The following is a 20,727-nucleotide window of genomic DNA, read 5'->3' on the forward strand; positions in this document are numbered from 1 at the left end:
GAGAATAACGAATTTAAAACTTCTTTTATTTGATTTACATCCTTATTCGGTTTCTCGCTAAGGCGAAAATGAAAAGATAGTGATCTAAAAGAAGTTTAAAAAGGATCAAGAATATGACAATTTTAAAAGAAATAAATGATTTAGACTGGTTTGATGTTTGTGCATTAGATGATATTACGCCAAATACAGGTGTGGGCGCACTGATTGAAAATCAGCAAATTGCGATATTCCGTGTCGGTGAAGAAAAGCGGGTTTATGCGCTGAGCAATCAGGACCCATTTAGCCAAGCCTATGTTATGTCCCGCGGTATTATTGGTGACTTGCAGGGTGAACGTGTTATTGCATCACCCATTTATAAACAGCATTTCAGCCTTGCTACTGGACGCTGCTTAGAAGATAAAGACCAAAAACTCTTGGTTTTTCCAAGCAAAATTGAAAATGGCCGTGTGCTGATTAGTCCAACTGCTCAAAAAACCTATATTACCAATAACGCGCCATCGTCTGAACTGATGAAACTAGTTTTGGTCGGCAATGGCTTAGCGGGTATGCGCTGCTTAGAAGATCTGCTGGATATGGCGCCAGAGCGTTATGAAATTACAGTCATAGGCGAAGAACCTTGGGGTAATTACAACCGAATTATGCTTTCACCTGTGCTTTCAGGTGATAAAACCATTGAAGATATCATGCTGCATTCACATGCTTGGTATAAAGACAAAAATATCCGTTTTGTAGCAGGTGATGCGGCGGTACGCATAGACCGTCCGCGCAAGCAGGTATACACAGAAAAAGGCTTGGTCATCGATTATGACCGTCTGATTTTAGCGACAGGTTCTAAGCCATTTATTCCGCCTATACCGGGAACTGACTTAAAAGGTGTTCTCAGCTTCCGTGATATTTATGATGTCAACAAAATGCTGGACTACTGCAAAACGAAGAAAAATGCAGTGGTGATTGGCGGCGGTTTATTAGGGCTAGAAGCAGCTTATGGCCTGAAACAGCGTGGCATGAATGTTACTGTACTGCATTTGATGGACCGTATTATGGACCGTCAGCTGGATGAAAAAGCCAGCCTGATGCTGAAATCAGCGATTGAGCAAAAAGGCATTCGTATTTTGACTGCAGCGAATACCCAAGAGTTGATTGGGCAAGATGGTCATGTGACACAATTACGTTTGCAGGATGGCACGGTATTAGCTGCAGATCTTGTCGTGTTTGCAGTCGGTATTCGCCCAAATATTGCATTGGCACAAAGTGCAGGACTGCGCTGCGGCCGCGGTGTGATGGTGAATGACACCATGCAAACCTTTGACCCGAGTATTTATGCGGTGGGTGAATGCATAGAACACCGCAGCCAAACTTTCGGTTTAGTTGAACCGCTTTGGGGACAGGCATTCATTTGTGCATCGCATCTGGCCGAACATGGCAGTTTAACCTTCAAAGCGCCCACGGTTCCGACGCAGTTAAAAGTCAGCGGCTGTGATGTATTTTCAGCTGGCAACTTTGAACCGCAGGATGATTTTGAAGACATCATTTTGAATGATGAAAAGCGTCAGATTTATAAACGCATTATTATTCAAAAAGATAGAGTGATTGGTGCTGTGCTGTTTGGCGATACTGAAGACGGTGCATGGTATGCAGAATTGATTTCAGATCAAACTCCAATTTCAAGCATCCGAAACAAATTGCTGTTTGGTAAGGATTTTGCATTAAAGAAAGCAGGGTAATGCGTCTTTAATTTTGAAAGTCCCTTCTCCCACTGGGAGAAGGTTAGGATGAGGGTGCTTATCATATAAATCCTCTCCCACTTGCGGAATTATGTTCCTCATCCTTTAAAAGGAGAGGGAACTTCCTATATGAATTAAGTGTTGATTAAAAATCTACTTATGCAAGTAGTCTAATATTAAAAATTATTGCAATACCTCGTTAGAATTGGAAAAGGAGCCAGCAGAAGTGAATAGCATCCCAATAGTGGAACTGCATAGCTCCACAGAAAATAAAATTAAAACAACGCAAACCACTTGTCCATACTGCGGTGTCGGTTGCGGCGTGAGCGCAACAGTTGAACAGACTGCTTTAGGGCAAAAAGTCAGTGTGACTGGCGATACGAACCATCCATCAAACTATGGCAAGCTGTGCATTAAAGGCAGTAACTTAGCCGATACGATTGGATTAGAAACACGTGTTTTACAGCCGATGCTTGGGCGTCAAACATCACCATTTCATACTCGTCAGGCTACAGATTGGAACACAGCAACAGCACTGATTGCCGAAAAATTTCAGCAATGTATAGATCTTTACGGACGTGAAAGCATCGCTTTTTATGTGTCGGGCCAACTGCTGACGGAGGATTACTATGCCGTTAACAAATTTGTCAAAGGCTATTTAGGTACTGCAAATATTGACACCAATTCACGGCTTTGCATGTCATCGGCTGTGGCGGCACATAAGCGTGCATTTGGTGAAGACCTTGTACCAGCAAGCTATGAAGACTTTGAGCATACAGATATGGTGGTGCTGGTCGGATCCAATACAGCATGGTGCCATCCCGTGCTGTATCAGCGCATTATGAAAGCCAAAGAAGAACGTGATTTGTTCGTAGTGGTCATTGATCCGCGCTTTACCAGTACCTGTGAGGCTGCAGATTTGCATTTGCCAATTTTACCGGGGCAAGATGTCGCACTGTTCAACGGTTTGCTGCAGTATTTAGTACAAAATAATCATAGTGATGTAGATTTTATCACCAAACATACTCAAGGTTTGGCGCAAGCGCTGGAGCAAAGTAAAACAGAAGCTTCTATGACAGCAGTTGCTGAGCGTACAGGTATTTCTTTAGAAAAATTACAGCTATTTTTTGAAAAATTTGCGCAAACTGACAAAGTTATGTCGCTATTTTCGATGGGGGTTAATCAGTCTTCGCGCGGTGTAGACAAAGCCAACAGTATTATTAACTGCCATTTGCTGACTGGCAAAATCGGAAAATTAGGTGCAGCGCCTTTTTCTATGACAGGTCAGCCCAATGCAATGGGTGGCCGCGAGGTTGGCGGCTTAGCCAATATGCTGGCTGCGCACTTAGATGTCGATAACACAGCGCATCAGGCATTAGTACAAGCGTTTTGGCAAAGTCCATTTATTGCCAATAAAGCGGGATTAAAAGCGGTTGATCTGTTTCAGGCGGTTGAAAGCGGCAAAATAAAAGTCATCTGGATTATGGCTACTAATCCTGTAGTTAGCTTGCCAGATGCAGATCAAGTCAAACGTGCCTTAGAGCAATGCGAGTTTGTAGTGGTGTCGGATATTTGCAAAGACACAGACACAGCAATATATGCAGATGTGCTTTTACCTGCATTGGGCTGGGGTGAAAAAGACGGAACCGTTACCAATTCTGAACGCCGTATTTCACGTCAAACTGCTTTTTTAGATGCGCCGGGTGAAGCCAGAGCAGACTGGTGGTCTATTGCACAAGTTGCGAAAAAGATGGGTTATAGCGGTTTTGACTACAGCAGCAGCTATGACATATTTATTGAACATGCAAAATTATCTGCTTATCAAAATACGCCTTTAGATCAACGTGATACCACTGAGTCTTTTCGCTACTTTAATTTGCAGGGTTTAAGTAAGTTATCTGCACAAGATTATGCTGAATTAAAGCCCGTGCAATGGCCAGTTTGGCAGTTAGATCAGAGCGCTGATGCAGTCAGCCGTTTGTTTGCAGCAGGCCAATTCAGCCATGCGGATGCCAAAGCTAAGTTTGTAGCAACAACCGCTATTGACCCTTTGAACAAGATTTGCGGCGAATATCCGCTGGTTTTAAATACTGGCCGTATCCGTGATCAATGGCACACCATGAGCCGTACGGGTTTATCTGCAAATTTGAGTACACATATCGCCGAACCATTTTGTGAAATACACCCGCAAGATGCACTGAAGTTTGGTGTCAAAGATGGCGAATTGGTTGAAGTTAAATCCAATTGGGGACTGTGCATCTTACGTGCACAAGTCAGCAGCAATATACGCCGTGGACAAGTTTTTGCGCCAATTCATTGGAATGATCAGGTAGCGTCCGATGCGAGAATTGGTAAAGTGGTTAACCCTGTGGTTGATGCGCTTTCAGGCGAACCTGAGTTTAAACACACACCTGTATTTGTGCAGCCGTTTTATACACAGTGGCAAGGCGTGCTGTATGTACGTGACGGCTTTGAGCAAATGGTGCAAAACACCATTCAAAACACGGTGTGGTGGACCAAAATTAAAACAGCGAAAGCGACGCGTTTTGAGTTGGCCGATCGTAAAAAATTTAGAAACACGGTTCAGCAGCTGAAAACATTACTGCCATTTACCGATGAAAGCTTTGAATGGCTGAATTTGGAAGATCAAACTGCCGATTTGAGTCATACCGTGGTGCTGCAAGATGGGCATTTAATTGCCAGTCTATATATTGCGCAACGCTCTATGCTGCCAGACCGTGATTGGATTGCTGGCATGTTTAAGCGTGAACGACTCAGCGCAATGCACCGCAAAGCGCTGCTTGCAGGTCAGCCGATAAACATGACCAACAGTGCAGGTCCGCTGGTGTGCAGCTGCTTTAAAGTCGGTAAAAATACCATTATCGAAACCATTAAAGAAAAGAATATTACCCATGAAAAACAAGTTACTGCATGTTTAAAGGCCGGCGGCAATTGCGGTTCGTGCTTATCAGAAATTCGAGGCTTAATTAAAGCCTGTCAGACGGAGTACGCAGAATGATGAAGAAAATCACCAAATCAGTAGGCTATCCAGAAACAGACTTGGTCATTTTGGCGGGCGGTCAAGCCCGCAGAATGAACGGTATAAATAAAGTTTTACAAAAATTTGATAATGAAATTCAGCTGATTAAGATCCATCAGCAGTTGAAATCACGAGCTGAAAATGTCTGGATCAACAGCCATCGCGATCATTCGATTTATAAACGGCTCATTCCCTCGATCCGCTTTTATCAAGATGATGAAGCCGGATTTTTAGGGCCATTGATGGGGATGAAAAGCGCGTGGTCACATGTTGAGTCTGATTATGTTTTGTTTGTCCCGTGCGATGTGACCTATATCCCGAAGAAAGTGCTTTCGAGATTGCATCAGGCCATGCAGCGGGATCCCTTGTGTGAAGTAGCTGTAGTGGAAATTAATGGCAAAGCGCTGTATCCATTTTGTTTGCTGAAACGAAGCAGTCTCACAATGCTGCAGGTGCATCTTGATCAAAAACAGCGCAGTTTGAAGGGGTGTTTTAGTAAAATGCACATGCAAGTTGCACGTTTTCAAAATAATGCACTCTTTTTTCACAGCATTAACTCTCTAGATGAGCTGCAGCAGCACCGTCAGCTGAATTTTCTCTAAAAGCTGTACCTTTTGCGGAGCTTTCATTTCAAATAATGAGCCTAATGTGCTGTTTTTGAACCCAGAGAGAAAATCTACAGCCAATATGAAGCTTTTGAGCATGATATCTAGAGATAAAACAGACTGCTTTTATACCTTAGATAATGGGCTTAACGGCAATTTATATTTTTAATTGCTATTAGTTATTTATAAGTTATTGATTTTGTGTGTCAAAAAACAAACCAAATCCTCTGAAATAAATATTCAAAAAAGCGCAAAGTTGGAACACTTATTGCAATTTTTACTGCAAGAAAAGAGGGCGCAAAATTTGTACTGAGCTAAGACAGGGCAAATGACAGCACCATGGAAGATAAACATGAACAGCATGACACAATTACAGCCAGTGACCATTTTTAAGGATCAGTTTGGCCGTGAAAAACGCAAGTTGCGCATTTCAGTGACAGACCGCTGTAATTTTAAATGTGTCTATTGCATGCCTGAACATCCTGAATGGATGAAAAAGCACAATCTTCTCAGTTTTGAATCCCTTTACAATTTTTGTGAATTTATGGTGCTGCTCGGGATTGATCAGATCCGGATCACGGGCGGCGAACCTCTCATACGTCAAGGCGTTGTGCATTTTATTCAACAGCTGCAGCAGTTGAGAAAGCTAGGCCTTAAACGTATTTCCATGACCACCAATGCGCATTATCTGAAGCAATATGCACAGGCCTTAAAACAAGCCGGCTTAGATGGCATAAATATCAGCTTAGACAGTTTGGATGAAGCGCAATTTTTCCAGCTGACACAAAAACAATTACAGCCTGTATTAGACGGGATTGAAGCAGCTCAGCAAGCGGGCTTTGAAATCAAAATCAATTCCGTGTTAATCAAAGGCTTGAATGAACAGCAAATCATTCCATTAGCAAAATGGGCGCTGCAAAAAGGTTTCGAACTACGGTTTATCGAGTTTATGCCGCTGGATGGCGATCAAAACTGGTCTAAAGCTGCGGTCGTTACCGAACAAAACATACTAGATAAACTAAAGACTGTTTTTGAAGTGCAAACACTGCACGGTCAAGGCACATCGCCAGCCAGATCATACTTAATCAACGGCTTGCCTATAGGCATTATTTCAACCATCAGCAATTCTTTTTGCGGCAGCTGCGACCGTTTGAGACTGAATGCGCAAGGCGAGTTTTTTAACTGCCTGTTTGCCCGAAAAGGTTTAAATCTCAGCCATGAAATTCAGCAGCTGAAAAGCAGTAAAACAACAGAGTTAATACCGTTGGATGCAATGGCTTTGCAGCAAAAATTAGGCAGTTATATTTGGCAGAAGGAGCAAGGCTTTCATGCCATAACAGCTCAATCCAGTCCATCTAGAAAAATCAGCATGCATATGATTGGAGGTTAAAGATGACTCATATCACCATCAAAATAGAATCTTTTGGCGCTATTGAACGCCTGCTGCCAGAGAATTTGAGTCTGACTTGCTTCGCACAGCAGTCGATTGCAGAGGTTTTGCAGCAAGTTACAGATCAATTTCCGGAGTCGTTCAGCATGCTTGAACGCTGCGCCTGCGCTATGGGAGAAGACATTGTGCCAAGGCAAACCGCATTGATGCAGGACAGTACCGTTGTGCTGTTGTCACCTGTGGCGGGAGGCTGAATATGGAGCTCAAGCATATTTCACGCATACAAGACACGGTATTCAGCCAAGCCGATTTTGACAGCATTAAGGCATTTCCTGAATGCGGCGGTATAGGTGTATTTATAGGCGCGGTGCGTAATCACCATGAAGGCAAAGCGGTAAAAGCTTTGAAATATACCGCTTATGCGCCTGTGGCTGAAAAAATGATCCGGCAAATTGAACAGGAAATTCAAGCCAAATACGGCGTGTCATATGTACGGGTTGTACACCGTATTGGCGCGCTGCAGGTCGGTGATACCGCCATTATCGCCATGGCCTATGCGCCGCACCGACGTGAGGCTTTTGCTGCCTGCGAAGAAGCGGTTGAGCGGGTTAAGCATGAAGTTCCGGTCTGGAAAGAAGAGTTTTATATGGACGGCAGCAGCCAATATGTAGAGGGCTGCTGTATTCGTAAAGATCATGTGCCCAAGGCGACAAGTCATGCAGCGCAGCATGCTCATATTCATGGCGAGTCATGTGAATATTCACATCAAAACAGCCATCAGACCATGCATTTGAACGCCAATATTTACCAATGGCACCTATAAAACTCCAAATTTAATACTGCAGACGCAAATGAATAAGATAAGGACAAAGCAATGAAAAATGTGGGCATGAAAGCGGAAAGTTACCGTACAGCCATTGCAACTGGAATTCTGCATGCGCCGCCACATTGCATTGAACTGCTGCGTAATGGCAATACAGAAAAAGGCGATGCGCTGAAAACCGCACGGATTGCAGGTATATTGGGCGCAAAACGCACGGATGAACTCATTCCGCTGTGTCATCCGCTGCCGATCTACCGTGCAGATGTCGAATATGAATTATTTGAGGCGCATGTCGAAATCAGTGCTGTGGTCGAAACCATTGGCCCAACGGGTGTGGAAATGGAAGCATTAACTGCGGTCAGTCTTGCCGGTTTAACGCTGTATGACATGCTGAAACCGCACTGTGAGCCTGAAGATTTATGCCTAGATCAGGTGAAACTGCAAAAGAAAAAAGGCGGTAAATCACATTTTACCCGTGTATTGAAAGAAAGCTTATCGGCGTCGATTATTGTGCTTTCAGATACGGTTGCTGCCGGTAAAAAATCAGATACTGCAGGGCAAAATGTCCTCGAAATTTTAGAAGAAGCAAACTTCAGCAACATCAGCTATCAAGTGATACCGGACAGTCCTGAACAGCTTTTGGCTCTTATTGAACAGTATAAGACGCAATATCCGCTGATTTTGACCGTGGGCGGTACAGGTCTAGGCCAGAAAGATTTAACCGTTGAAACCATTCAGCCGCTGTTAAAACGGGAAATTCCAGGGCTGATGGAAGCATCCCGCAGTTTTGGGCAGAAACGCACCCCTTATGCGGCCCTTAGCCGCGGTGTTGCCGGCTATATTGATGACAGTTTAGTCATTACACTGCCGGGCAGCAGACAAGGCGCAAAAGAATCATTGATTGCCATTTTACCTGCCTTGGTGCATCTATTTGATGTGCAGAAGAATATTCCGCATGCAGGAGGCTACCAATGAACCAAGCCGTATTGCACGCAGGCTGCGGGGCCGAGGCTGGACTGATTTCAGTGGACGAAGCGCTTACGCTGATTCAGACACATACGCAAAGTTTAGCGCATGAAACTTTGGCGCTTCAGCACGCTTTAGGCCGTTATTTGGCGGCAGATGTGCATTCACCAATTCAGCTGCCCTTATTTGCTCAAAGCGCTGTAGACGGCTATGCCATTTGCGCGGCGGGTGAAATTAAAGCAGGTACGCAATTTGAGCTCATTGGAGAAATCCGCGCAGGGCAAACGGCTGAAACTATTTTAAAAGCAGGCCAAGCTGTCCGTATATTTACTGGCGCGCCGATTCCTGAAGGCACGACTACAGTAGCGCGGCAAGAAATTGTGAAAGCGGATGCACAGCAAATTGAATTGACTTCAGTTTTAAATAAGCATGCGGATATTCGTGATGCAGGTGAGGAATTCTCAGTCGGACAATGTTTGGCTGTCCGTGGTCAAAAGCTAACGGTTGGGGCAATTGCAGCACTGAGCATGGCTGGTATTTCGCATTGTGAGGTCTACGCTTACCCTAAAGTTGCTGTGGTCATTACAGGTGATGAAGTTGCACAAAATATAGAAGATTATCGTGCAGGTAAAATATTTGATGCCAATGCGCCGCTGATTTCAGCATGGTTTCAGTCGCAGCACGTCCAAGTTGAATTGATTCATATTGCAGATGAAAAGCAGGCGGTCTTGGATTTATTCAACCGTTTAAAAGACAGCTTTGATGTAATTTTAACCACTGGCGGTGTATCTGTGGGTGACTATGATTTTGTTCGTCCCGCAGCCTTGGACATCGGTTTTCAGCAAATTTTCTGGAAAGTAAAACAAAAACCCGGCAAACCGATGCTGTTTGCACAATATCGACGTCCTGACAGCAGTTCCTGTTATTTACTCGGACTGCCGGGCAACCCCGCTGCAGTCTATGTCGGCATGCAAATTTATACAGATAGATTATTGAAAGCCCTACAAGGTCAAACACCTGCGCTGGACTGGTTCAGCGCAGTCATGACACATGACCTAAAAGCAGATGCACGTGAGCGGTTTTTAAGAATGTCGGCGCACTTTGATAAGCAAGGCAAGCTTCAACTAACCAGCCTGTCTAAACAGCAGTCGCATATGTTGAGCAATTTAATGCAAGCCAATTGCATTGTTCGGATTCCTGCAGGGCAGTCTGTGCAAGCAGGACAAATTCTTCAAGGCGTATTTATTCAGCATTAGGAGTTTGCTATGCGATTCAAATTTATTTTAGCAGTAGGACTGAGCTTCATTGCTGGCGCATCTCAGGCGGAAATAGTCAAAATTTATGCTGCAGCCAGTTTAAGCAATGCTATCAGCGATATTGCAAAGCAATATCAGGCACAGAATCCAGACATCAAAATTGTACCGGTATTTGGCGCGTCATCTGCTTTAGCCAAACAGATTGAAGCCGGTGCGCCAAGTGATTTGTATTTTTCAGCAGATGTGGACTGGATGAATTATTTGGTGCAAAAACAGAAAATACCTGCAAAGCAAGTATTCAACATGCTAAGCAATGATTTGGTGCTGATTACGCCTAAAGCGGTGAATATGCAATTTAAAGCCGTGCCGCAGTTTAATTTTGCCAAGGCATTCAAAGGTCACTTATGTACAGGGCAAATGGAGTCTGTACCTGCTGGAAAATATGCCAAACAAAGCCTAACCAAGTTGGGCTGGCTATCAAGTTTAAATGGAAGGATTGTCGGGACAGATGATGTACGATCGGCTTTGGCTTTTGTTGAACGCGGTGAGTGCCAAGCGGGGATTGTTTACCGTACCGATGCGCTGATCAGTTCTAAAGTTAAAATAGCCGGGATTTTTCCAAATCATACTCATCAACCGATCATTTATCCATTGGCTTTAACACATCAAGGCGCAGCTAAACCTGAGGCCGTGAAGTTTTACCGTTATCTTAAAGACCATGCGCAAAGCAAAATGCTTTTTAAGCATTATGGTTTTGGCGTGAAAGGCTAAAGTATGCTTAGCCCAGAAGAGTGGAGTGCGCTGTATCTTTCAGCCAAAGTTTCCATTTGTGCGACTTTATTTTGCTTGCCATTTGCAATTGCACTGGCATGGGTTTTAGCACGTTATGATTTTCATTTGAAGTTTATAGTTGAAGCTTTACTGCAAATGCCCATGGTATTGCCGCCAGTCGTTTTGGGTTATCTGTTGTTGATTTTATTTGGTTCAAATGGCTGGATTGGACAGATGTTAAATGCATGGGGAATACAGTTGGCATTTAATTGGAAAGGTGCAGTACTGGCTTCCATGATTGTAGCTTTTCCGCTGATAGTGCAGCCGATCCGCTTGTCTTTCCAAATGATCAATCAACAGCTGGAACAGGTTGCAGGTTCACTAGGCGCACATCCATTACGGGTATTTGCTTCGATTAGCTTGCCGCTGGCTTTACCAGGGATTTTAATTGGCAGTATTTTGGGTTTTAGCCGCAGCTTAGGTGAATTTGGCGCGACCATTACTTTTGTGGGCAATATTCCAGAGGAAACTCGAACTATACCGATTGCCATATATTCTCTAATACAGCAGCCAAATGGTGAAGAGGCCGCAATGCGTTTAGTGATCCTTTCATTGCTGGCGGCTTTTGGCGCATTGATTGCCAATTATTATATTTTACAGCGCTATCAGCGAAAACTCGGAGCCGACCATGCTTCAGTGTGATTTTCAGTTTCAATACACCGATTTTAAGTTGCAGGCTCGGCTGCAGATGCAGGATCAGCTGCTGGGCATTATGGGGCCATCAGGTAGTGGGAAATCTACGCTGCTGAAAAATTTGGTTGGTTTGCTGCAGCCGCAGCAAGGGTTTATTTCGCTGAATCAGTGTGAATTGTTTGATGCCGCACAGCAAATTAGCGTGCCGATGCATAAACGCCATATAGCGCTGATTTTTCAAAAGGCATGGCTTTTCCCGCATATGAATGTGCAGAAAAATTTGCAATATGCAGAGAACTTAGCTGCTCAGGAAAATGCACAATTTCAGTTTCAGCAAGTAGCGGATCTGCTTGAGTTGAAGCCACTGCTCAAACGGCGGGCACATGAACTATCTGGCGGAGAGGCGCAGCGTGTTTCCATAGGCCGGGCATTGCTGTCACAGCCTGATCTGCTGCTGTTAGATGAACCGCTGACAGGACTTGACCGCAGGCTGAAAGATCAAATATTGCCATTTTTAAAGACGGTGAAAGAACAGTCGGCGCTGCCGATGATATATGTCACGCATCATAGTGATGAGTTAGATTATTTAAAAGCCCATATTTTGCATCTAGAAAATGGTCAAATAAGTTTTTAAGTAAATATAAATTATATAAGTAATAACAGTAAATTAGATGAAAAAATGGCATTAAGCTGCATCTTAAAGTTTTGATTAGAACTATGAAAAACTCATTTTCTAGATTAAATTGTTACAAAACAAGGGAGAACACAGCATTTTCCCTTTTTTATTCCTAATGATCTTGGAAATAATGATTTGTACGACTGAACGTGCAGACAGGGAATCTAATCGATGCATGATGATAGCTTAGCTACACATAATTCAACTGCAAAACTGGGTGCAGGGCTATCTAATCGGCATATCACGATGATCAGTATCGGTGGTGTAATTGGTGCTGGACTGTTTGTTGGATCATCTGCTGCGATTGCAAAAGCAGGGCCTGCCGCCGTTCTTGCTTATATAATTACTAGTATATTGGTTTTTTTAGTCATGCGAATGTTGGGGGAGATGGCAGTTGCTCAACCTGACACAGGCTCATTTTCAACCTATGCAAGAAAAGCCATAGGGCCATGGGCTGGCTTTACTATCGGATGGTTATATTGGTGGTTTTGGGTTTTAGTTATTCCTATTGAAGCAATTGCCGGTGCAGAAATTTTGCATGCATGGTTTCCATCAATATCCAGCGCTGTCTTTGCAACTATTTTTATTATTCTCCTCAGTTTAGCCAACTTTTTTAGTACACGGAGCTTTGGTGAGTTTGAATTTTGGTTTTCTCTGATAAAAGTCTTGGCTATTGTGATTTTTATCGCCATTGGACTCACCGCAATATTTGGATTTTGGCCGTTAGCACCTGATGTGAGTGGTGTGGAAAATCTGTTCAAAAATAATGGATTTATGCCAAATGGCCTGGGTGGGGTACTTTCTGCAATATTGATTTCAGCATTTTCATTCTTTGGCGTAGAAATATTATCGATCGCTGCAGCAGAATCAAAAGATCCTGAACAAAAAATTAAACGTGCAACCAATTTAGTATTGTATCGGGTCATCTTATTTTTTGTGGTTTCAATTTTTATAACGGTTGCACTGGTAGATTGGCGTTCACCGCAATTACAACAATTAGGCACCTTCCAATATGTCTTGGTCAGTTTAAATGTCCCTCAATCAAAATTGATTATTGATAGTGTGGTATTTATTGCAGTTGCAAGTTGTATGAATGCAGCACTTTATAGTTCATCAAGGATGCTATTTTCATTGGGGACACGCAAAGAAGCACCTCAATGGGTCACATCTATTAATGCCTCTGGTGTACCTGCTATTGCTGTATTTGCATCGTCTGTAGTGGGCTTAATTTGCTGTGCAGTCAATTATTTATTTCCAGGCCAAGTATTTGGATTTTTACTGTCTACAACAGGTTCAATTGCCTTATTGGTTTATTTAGTGATTGCATTTTCACAGCTTAAATTGAGAACACAAATCGAAAAAAATGGAACTGAGGTTGCGTTTAAAATGTGGCTATTTCCATGGCTGACATGGGCAGTCATTTTGGTGATCTTAAGTGTGCTGATCTATATGTTTTTATCTCCAGCCTACAGTTATGAAACTTCATTATCTTTAGGTGTTACGACATTGGTGGTTCTCTGCGGCTTAGTTGTGACAAGAAAAGCTAAGTTGAAGAATGATTCCGAACTGAATTAAAAATAAAGGTTTCGCCGATAAAAATCGTAATCATGAACCAATGGATTGTCTTTAGCATGTGCCGTGTCAGGGGATTAAAGCGAATGCCTTACGTTATATCTCTATGGCAATCCATTTTTAAGACAAATTCAAAGATTCACTTGACCTTCGACCGACTCCAAGCTTTATAATCGTTAAAATTTTCTTGATTGATGCAATATGCGTTCTGCGACATGGATAACAGTCTTAGTTGGATTGTTCATGTTCCAAAGCCTTTGGAACGTGGCAGCCGCTTTCTGTGTGCATGAAGAGCAAACTCAAGTTGTTCAAAGCTATCATTTTGGTCATCATCAAAATATCTTATGCGTTAGCAATGAAACCGATCCACAGCATTCGTTGCATCAAGCATCTGATGAATCTAGTAGCAAACCCATCAAAAATACGGCTAACGATCTGCAACTTGGTGAAGATCATCAAGACCATTTGCCGTCTATGACGCATTTGATTGTACAAAATCCACAATCGATTCTTTTTATTGCACATCAGGCCTTTGAATATTCGCCAAAATTTGTTTGGAAGAATCTTTATCAAGCCCCTGATCTCTTACTGCGAACACCTCCTCCTGTTTATGCCCCGCTAATGGCGGGGTAGCCTAAAACATTCCCGCCACTTTTTTTAATAAATGAGTGGGAAAAATCATGTCTTTATATTTTACGGCGTTTATACGTCTAGGTTTAGCTGTCGGTATTTCGACGGCCTTACAAAGTACTTTTGCAGAAAATGTCAGCAGTTTTGAATCTGCATTTGCCAAAGTACAAAACTACCAAGCCCAAACAGATATTTGGCAACAACAACAGCAAATCTCTGATTTTAATATGCGCCAAAGCAAGCTCTGGCAGAACCCAAGTCTATCGATTGAACAAAATGGTTTTGGTAACAATCAAGATCAAGAACTCAGTATCGCAATCAGCCAACCAATGGATGTATTCGGTCAGCGTAAAATCAATCAAGCACTCGCAAGTACCTCTGCACAGCAAATACAGTTGCAACAGCAAATTTGGAATGCACAAAGTCAGTTGATTGTGAAGTTTGCATGGTCACAGCTAGCCATCGCTCAAAATGAGCAATCGATTTACGCTACACAGCTCAAACTCAGCAAATCTAATTTGGACAGTGCACAAAAACGTTATCAAGCAGGCAGTATAGCTTTGGTGGATGTGGAGCGTGCTCAAATTGAAGCTTTGGAAATACAACGTCTATATCAACAGGCAGTTTTAAAACAGCAAACTGCGGCGCGTCAGCTTTCTAATTTATGGGGTGAAACCACCTCGCAAATCGCGTTGAATAACAGTGTTACACCGTGGCCTGAACAGAGCCAAAGTTTAGTTGAGCGTAATTTATCGGAAGGCTGGTTACAAAAATTGTATGCCTTGAATATTCAGCAGGCAAATCAGCAAATTGAACATTTAAAAGCTCAAGCACGTCCAAACCCAACCCTAAATATGGGCATGTCACGTACTAAGTCTTCAACTGACGCCAATGATACGGCCTTGGTGCTTGGTGTGGATATTCCGCTCAATATTTTTAACCGCCAGCAATATGCCATCCCAATGGCGCAAAAACAGCAAATTTTATTAAATCATCAGCAACAGCGTGAGTTAAAACAGCAAGTTTTGGATATTGCCAACAACGTTCACCAGCTTAAAGGTCTGCGTACGCAGTTTGATACCACAGGCAGTCAGATTGGCTTGGCTGAAAAGGTTCAAAACCGAACTTTGCAAGGTTTTCAGGCAGGTAAATTTGCCATTACAGATGTACAGCAAACCACAAAACAACTCCAAGACCTTCGACTTAGCCAAATGCAAATTTTGGCGCAGGCTTGGCAGAGCGCACTCAGTGCTGAAGCCTTAAGTATTGGCACTAGTTATGAAGAAATCAGCCGTTCAGATGCTTATAGTCAATTGAATAAAAAAGCCATTGAAGCATCCCACACTCTCATCAACAGCGCATCAACACAATAAGGCAGTTAATCACATGAAAATTAAACAAGATGGAAAAATTTCACAGCCTTTGATGATTGCAGTTTTAATTGGCTTAACGCTGATGCTGTGTACTGCTCTTTGGTTCAGTACAAATAAATCCGATGCGGATAAAACTGAGCATGAAGGAGAGCATAACGAGGCTAATAATAGTGATGCTGAAGCAGAACATGCTGAAGAAGGTGAACTGCAACTCACCGCTCAGCAAATGGCGGAACAAGGAATTAAAATGGCGACTGCGGAAAGTGGTCTGGTCGAAAATATTATTCAATTGCCAGGTAAATTGGCCGTTAATACAGATCAGCAGGCACATATTTCCCCAAACTTCAGCGGTCATGTCGAACAAGTCAACGTAGCACTCGGTCAAACTGTACAAAAAGGGCAAACTTTAGCTGTGCTGTCAGTACCTGAATTGATTGATCAGCAAGCCAATTTACGTATGGCTGAAGCCAATTTAGATTTAGCCCGTCAAGAATATCAGCGTGAGCAAAAGCTATGGTCTCAAGGAATTTCTGCCAAGCAAGATTATCAGCGTGCCGAAAATACCTATCGTCAGGCTCAAATTAGCGTACAGTCAGCACAATCGCGCTTGCAAGCTTTAGGTGTAAATGGCAGTCAAAATGGACGTTTTATCATTCGTGCGCCTATTGCAGGTGTAATCAGTCAAAAAGATATTGTTGTAGGTGAAAATGTGCAATTGGCAGATCAATTGTTCACCATCGAACAACTAAAAGATTTGTGGCTGGAATTTAACTTAGCTCATCAATATTCCGCACAATTACAAACGGGTCAAAATGTCTCTTTCAAAATCAATGGTTCAGATCAGCTCTATAGCGCGGAGGTACAAAGCCTGACATCACAGGCAGATGTACAAACTGGACGCTTGGTAGTACGCGCCAAATTAAAACAACAATCTGCTGAGCTTCGCCCAAATGTGATGGTCAATGTGCTATTGGCAGATTCAGGTAACAAGAATGTATTACGGGTGCAAAAGTCCGCCGTGCAAAGTATTGAGGGTCAAGACAGTATTTTTATTGTTGAATCTGAACAAAAAGGCCAAGTGCATTTAAAAGCACAAGCGCTAAAACTTGGACAAGCATCCAGTGATGGACAATGGCTAGAAGTGATTTCGGGTCTTGAAGCAGGGCAAAAGTATATTTCCCAAGGCAGTTTTTTACTGAAATCTGAACTGGAAAAAGACGAGGCTGGCCATGAACACTAATTCAGAGAATCCGAACACAAATTTACCAAAGCCAGAAGGTCTATTCGAACGCATTATTCAGTTTTCAATTCAAAATGCAATTTGGGTGATGCTGTTTGTTTGTACATGGATTGCCGTCGGGATTTATAGTTATCAAAAACTGCCGATTGATGCAGTCCCTGATATTACCAATAGCCAAGTGCAAGTTAATACACAGGCCAGTGGCTTTACAGCGCTTGAAGTGGAACAGCGGATTACCTATCCGATTGAAAATGCGATGGCTGGTATTCCAGATTTGGAATTGACCCGTTCTATTTCCCGTTATGGCCTGTCACAAGTCACGATTGTCTTTAAAGACGGTACGGATATTTATTGGGCGCGTCAGCAAATTAATCAGCGGGTACAAGAAGTTCAGTCGACATTGCCTGCCCAAGTTTCTCCAACGATGTCGCCCGTTTCAACAGGTTTGGGCGAAATTTATCAATGGGTGCTGAAAGCTGAACCCAATGCAAAAAAAGCAGATGGCACGGCATATAGCGCGATGGATTTGCGTGAAATTCAAGATTGGATTGTGCGTCCGCAATTACAGCGTGTACAAGGTGTTGCCGAGGTCAACAGTATTGGTGGTTTTAATAAAACCTACGTGGTTTCACCTGATTTAAACCGCATGCAACAGCTGAATCTGTCATTAGAACAATTACAGCAAGCGCTCACGGGAAATAATGAAAACCGTGGTGCAGGTTTTATTGAAGAAAATGGTCAGCAGTTAACAGTTCGAGTGCCAGGAACCTTAAATACCATTTCAGATATTGAAAACACCATGATTGACAGCCCTAATGGCAGTCCAATTCGGGTGGGTGATATTGCGCAAGTCTCCATTGGGCATGATTTGCGCACAGGTGGTGCAACCTATAACGGTGAAGAAACGGTTTTAGGTATTGCCATGATGGCCATGGGACAAAATAGCCGAACTGTCTCGAAAGCTGTAGATGCCAAAATTAAAGACATTCAAGCCAGCTTACCCAAAGGGGTAAAAATTGAAACAGTGTATGACCGTACCACATTGGTGGAGAAAGCGATTAAAACCGTTCAAAAGAACTTGGTTGAAGGCGCAATTCTGGTCATCATCATTTTATTTATCTTTTTAGGTAATATCCGTGCCGCCTTAATTACCGCCTGCGTTATTCCACTATCCATGCTGTTTACCTTAACCGGTATGGCACAAAAGAATATCAGCGCGAACCTAATGAGCTTAGGCGCATTGGATTTCGGGATTATTGTTGATGGTGCAGTGGTGATTGTTGAAAACTGTATACGACGTTTAGCCCATGCACAGCAAATTTTGAAACGTCCATTAACGCAAAATGAACGCTTTAAAGAAGTCTTTTTGGCTGCACGTCAGGCACGCCGTCCGCTGATATTTGGACAATTAATTATTTTAGTGGTGTATTTGCCAATTTTTGCTTTAAGCGGTGTAGAAGCAAAAATGTTCCATCCGATGGCATTAACTGTGGTATTGGCACTTGTGGCGGCGATCATTCTGTCTATTACATTTGTACCTGCTGCTGTAGCGCTTTGGGTGAAAGGTGAAATTAAAGAAACAGAAAGCCGTTGGATGAATTGGCTGAAAAAGCAGTATCTTCAAATTTTAAATAAAGCCTTTCATTACAAGGCTGTAGTGATGACTTTTGCACTGTGTTTACTGCTCATTACTGGGCTTTTAAGCACCAAAATTGGCAGTGAGTTTGCACCACAGCTGAGTGAAGGTGATTTTGCAGTTCAACTGATGCGCTCTCCTAGCACTGGTTTAGAAGAATCATTAAGAATGCAGGAAAACGCTGAGAAACTGCTGTTGAAAAAATTCCCAGAGATTCAGGCTGTATTTGCTCGTACAGGTACGGCAGAAGTAGCAACCGATGTAATGCCTCCGAACATTTCCGATGGTTATATCATGCTCAAACCACGTAATGAATGGCCAAACCCTAAAGAAAGTGTGGATGAACTGCGTGGCCGTATGGTGGCTTATGTGGCTACAATTCCAGGTAATAACAGTGAGTTTTCCCAACCTATTGAACTGCGCTTTAATGAGTTGATCTCAGGTGTGCGTAGTGATGTGGGCGTCAAAATATTTGGCGATGATATGCAAGTGCTCAACACAGAAGCCACTAAGATCGCCAAAATTATGCAGCAAGTTGCGGGGAGCAGCGCCGTAAAAGTTGAACAAACTTCAGGTTTACCTTTATTAAATATTGAAATAGATAAGGCTTTGGCTGCGCAATATGGTTTAAACGTTAAATCTATACAGGATACTGTGGCAGCCAGTGTCGGTGGACAAAGTGTAGGGGAGATTTTAGAAGGTGATCGCCGTTTTGATTTTGTTATTCGTTTAAATGATCAAGATCGTAATGTAAGTACAATTTCACAACTACCGTTAAAGTTGCCAAATGGTGGCAGTATTGTACTCTCAAATGTTGCCACAGTGTCTAATGTAGATGGGATCAATCAAGTCAGCCGTGAGAATGGTAAACGCCGTATTGTAGTGACTGCCAATGTTGAGGGCCGTGATTTAGGTTCTTTTGTGGCGGGTATGCAGACTCAGCTGAAACAATATGCATTACCAAGCGGTTATTGGATTGAATATGGCGGTCAATTTGAAAACCTTGCATCTGCCAAAGCAAGAATGCAAATTGTCATTCCTTTAGCACTACTGACCATCTTTATTTTATTAATGGCAGTATTTCATAATGTGAAAGAAAGTCTGCTGGTCTTTACTGGCGTACCCTTTGCCTTAACGGGCGGTGTATTGTTTCTTTGGTTAAGAGATATTCCGCTTTCGATGTCTGCAGGGATTGGATTTATTGCACTCTCAGGTGTTGCTGTGCTGAATGGCCTGGTCATGCTGACCTTCATTAAAGAACTGGGGGACAAGTATCCATTGCATGAAGCCGTATGGCAGGGCGCTGTACTTCGATTACGCCCAGTACTCATGACTGCCTGTGTTGCCTCTTTAGGTTTTGTACCAATGGCTTTGGCAACAGGTACAGGTGCGGAAGTGCAACGGCCTTTAGCCACGGTTGTGATCGGCGGTATTCTTTCTTCCACCTTGCTGACCTTGGTGCTATTGCCAGTGCTTTACCGCTGGCTTAATACAGCTCGATCTCAATAATCTAGACTAAGCAATTTTGATTAAAACGATATTGCATTAACCCATACGGTTCATTCATTAGACAGAATGGATCGTATGGACTTACGATTTATCAATATTTAAACACAGCTAAAATCAGCAAATCAGTATAAGCCGATATTCACCTACATTTTCTACAGGTGCGCGGTGTACACAAGGCAAAACTTGCTGTGTAGGATGATCCACCGCTAAACGCCAAAGATGACCATTGCCTAGATTTACAGGCACAGCATTTTCTTTGAGCTGATAATGTAAATCAAAAAAATATTCCGCTAAAAAATCATCAAATTCTGAGGTAGGGCCATCGTACAAATCTTTAAGTTGTTCTCGTATTTTAGGAATTAAGATTCTTTGTGTCACTTGATCATTTGGCACAATATCACTGGAAGCACCATAATATGTACATAAAAAGGTATCGGTAGCGATAGGTGATCGATCGACATGAAAGGAATAAACATCGGTTGAGATGAAATCGAATTCATCATCTCGTTCATAACATTTGAGCAAGTTCAACGAAGGTGATGCACCAAATTCTGTTAATTGTTGCAGATCATTTAAAATAACTTCTCTGGCTAAATGGCCTTGCGATGAAAGTGTTAACTTCATCAGATCATCTATAGAAATTTCGGTTATATTTTCAATCAGTTCGAGTTTTTCGACTATTTCTTTAAAGTCGCCTTGTATGCTGCGTTGCCAGCAAAGCGCATTCATTTGACCTTCGAAATGACTATGAATCAATTCAGAAAATGTAGTGACTACACCAATTTGAGGATGCTGGGAAAAAGTATTGCTCATAATAGGGATC

17 protein-coding genes are annotated in these 20,727 nt (G+C 42.7%); 16 read left to right on the forward strand and 1 reads right to left on the reverse strand.

The window, feature by feature from the left end:
• Positions 1-113: 113 nt before the first annotated feature.
• The 16 genes from nirD (at position 114) to FTT72_RS08005 (ending at position 19,904) form a co-directional block, all read left to right on the forward strand.
• A complete protein-coding gene (gene nirD / locus FTT72_RS07930) occupies positions 114-1,724 on the forward strand; it encodes a nitrite reductase small subunit NirD (RefSeq protein ID WP_180178163.1) in 1,611 nt (536 codons plus the stop codon).
• Positions 1,725-1,950: 226 nt separating this feature from the next.
• Positions 1,951-4,743: a nitrate reductase gene (locus FTT72_RS07935; protein ID WP_180178164.1), complete on the forward strand. Its 2,793-nt coding sequence runs from the start codon at positions 1,951-1,953 to the stop codon at positions 4,741-4,743.
• Complete coding sequence (locus tag FTT72_RS07940) at positions 4,743-5,366, forward strand: molybdenum cofactor guanylyltransferase (RefSeq protein WP_373686906.1); 624 nt, start codon at positions 4,743-4,745, stop codon at positions 5,364-5,366. The genes FTT72_RS07935 and FTT72_RS07940 overlap by 1 nt, the downstream gene beginning before the upstream one ends.
• A gap of 355 nt (positions 5,367-5,721) precedes the next feature.
• On the forward strand, positions 5,722-6,759 hold the full coding sequence (moaA, locus tag FTT72_RS07945; RefSeq protein ID WP_180178166.1) for a GTP 3',8-cyclase MoaA: 1,038 nt from the start codon (positions 5,722-5,724) through the stop codon (positions 6,757-6,759).
• A 2-nt stretch (positions 6,760-6,761) separates the two neighbouring features.
• Positions 6,762-7,013, forward strand: coding sequence for a MoaD/ThiS family protein (locus FTT72_RS07950; RefSeq protein WP_180011191.1), 252 nt, complete (start codon positions 6,762-6,764; stop codon positions 7,011-7,013).
• A 2-nt stretch (positions 7,014-7,015) separates the two neighbouring features.
• A complete protein-coding gene (locus FTT72_RS07955; protein WP_180178167.1) occupies positions 7,016-7,582 on the forward strand; it encodes a molybdenum cofactor biosynthesis protein MoaE in 567 nt (188 codons plus the stop codon).
• Positions 7,583-7,633: 51 nt separating this feature from the next.
• Positions 7,634-8,557 carry a bifunctional molybdenum cofactor biosynthesis protein MoaC/MoaB gene (moaCB, locus tag FTT72_RS07960; RefSeq protein ID WP_180178168.1) on the forward strand — a complete coding sequence of 308 codons (924 nt, stop codon included), beginning with the start codon at positions 7,634-7,636 and terminating at the stop codon, positions 8,555-8,557.
• Positions 8,554-9,804, forward strand: coding sequence for a molybdopterin molybdotransferase MoeA (locus FTT72_RS07965; protein WP_180178169.1), 1,251 nt, complete (start codon positions 8,554-8,556; stop codon positions 9,802-9,804). Before moaCB ends, FTT72_RS07965 begins: the two co-directional genes overlap by 4 nt.
• Positions 9,805-9,813: 9 nt before the next feature.
• Positions 9,814-10,575: a molybdate ABC transporter substrate-binding protein gene (modA, locus tag FTT72_RS07970; protein WP_180178170.1), complete on the forward strand. Its 762-nt coding sequence runs from the start codon at positions 9,814-9,816 to the stop codon at positions 10,573-10,575.
• A gap of 3 nt (positions 10,576-10,578) precedes the next feature.
• Positions 10,579-11,277: a molybdate ABC transporter permease subunit gene (modB, locus tag FTT72_RS07975; protein WP_180178171.1), complete on the forward strand. Its 699-nt coding sequence runs from the start codon at positions 10,579-10,581 to the stop codon at positions 11,275-11,277.
• Positions 11,264-11,902, forward strand: coding sequence for an ATP-binding cassette domain-containing protein (locus FTT72_RS07980; RefSeq protein ID WP_180178172.1), 639 nt, complete (start codon positions 11,264-11,266; stop codon positions 11,900-11,902). The genes modB and FTT72_RS07980 overlap by 14 nt, the downstream gene beginning before the upstream one ends.
• 213 nt (positions 11,903-12,115) lie before the next feature.
• Positions 12,116-13,519 (forward strand): amino acid permease, encoded by a 1,404-nt coding sequence (locus FTT72_RS07985; protein ID WP_180027005.1) that lies wholly within the window; start codon positions 12,116-12,118, stop codon positions 13,517-13,519.
• A 198-nt stretch (positions 13,520-13,717) separates the two neighbouring features.
• Positions 13,718-14,149, forward strand: a complete 432-nt coding sequence (locus tag FTT72_RS07990; protein ID WP_218953481.1) for a cation efflux protein, CzcI-like — start codon at positions 13,718-13,720, stop codon at positions 14,147-14,149.
• A gap of 47 nt (positions 14,150-14,196) precedes the next feature.
• Positions 14,197-15,519, forward strand: a complete 1,323-nt coding sequence (locus tag FTT72_RS07995; protein WP_180178173.1) for a TolC family protein — start codon at positions 14,197-14,199, stop codon at positions 15,517-15,519.
• Between the two features lie 13 nt (positions 15,520-15,532).
• Positions 15,533-16,759 (forward strand): efflux RND transporter periplasmic adaptor subunit, encoded by a 1,227-nt coding sequence (locus tag FTT72_RS08000; protein WP_180178174.1) that lies wholly within the window; start codon positions 15,533-15,535, stop codon positions 16,757-16,759.
• Positions 16,749-19,904 (forward strand): efflux RND transporter permease subunit, encoded by a 3,156-nt coding sequence (locus tag FTT72_RS08005; protein WP_180178175.1) that lies wholly within the window; start codon positions 16,749-16,751, stop codon positions 19,902-19,904. The genes FTT72_RS08000 and FTT72_RS08005 overlap by 11 nt, the downstream gene beginning before the upstream one ends.
• 114 nt (positions 19,905-20,018) lie before the next feature.
• Here FTT72_RS08005 and FTT72_RS08010 read toward each other — a convergent pair whose 3' ends face one another.
• Positions 20,019-20,717, reverse strand: coding sequence for a DUF1826 domain-containing protein (locus FTT72_RS08010; protein WP_180004439.1), 699 nt, complete (start codon positions 20,715-20,717; stop codon positions 20,019-20,021).
• Between the last annotated feature and the right edge of the window lie 10 nt (positions 20,718-20,727).

It is taken from the genome of Acinetobacter sp. YH01005, assembly GCF_013420465.1.
GTDB classification, from domain to species: Bacteria; Pseudomonadota; Gammaproteobacteria; order Pseudomonadales; family Moraxellaceae; genus Acinetobacter; species Acinetobacter amyesii.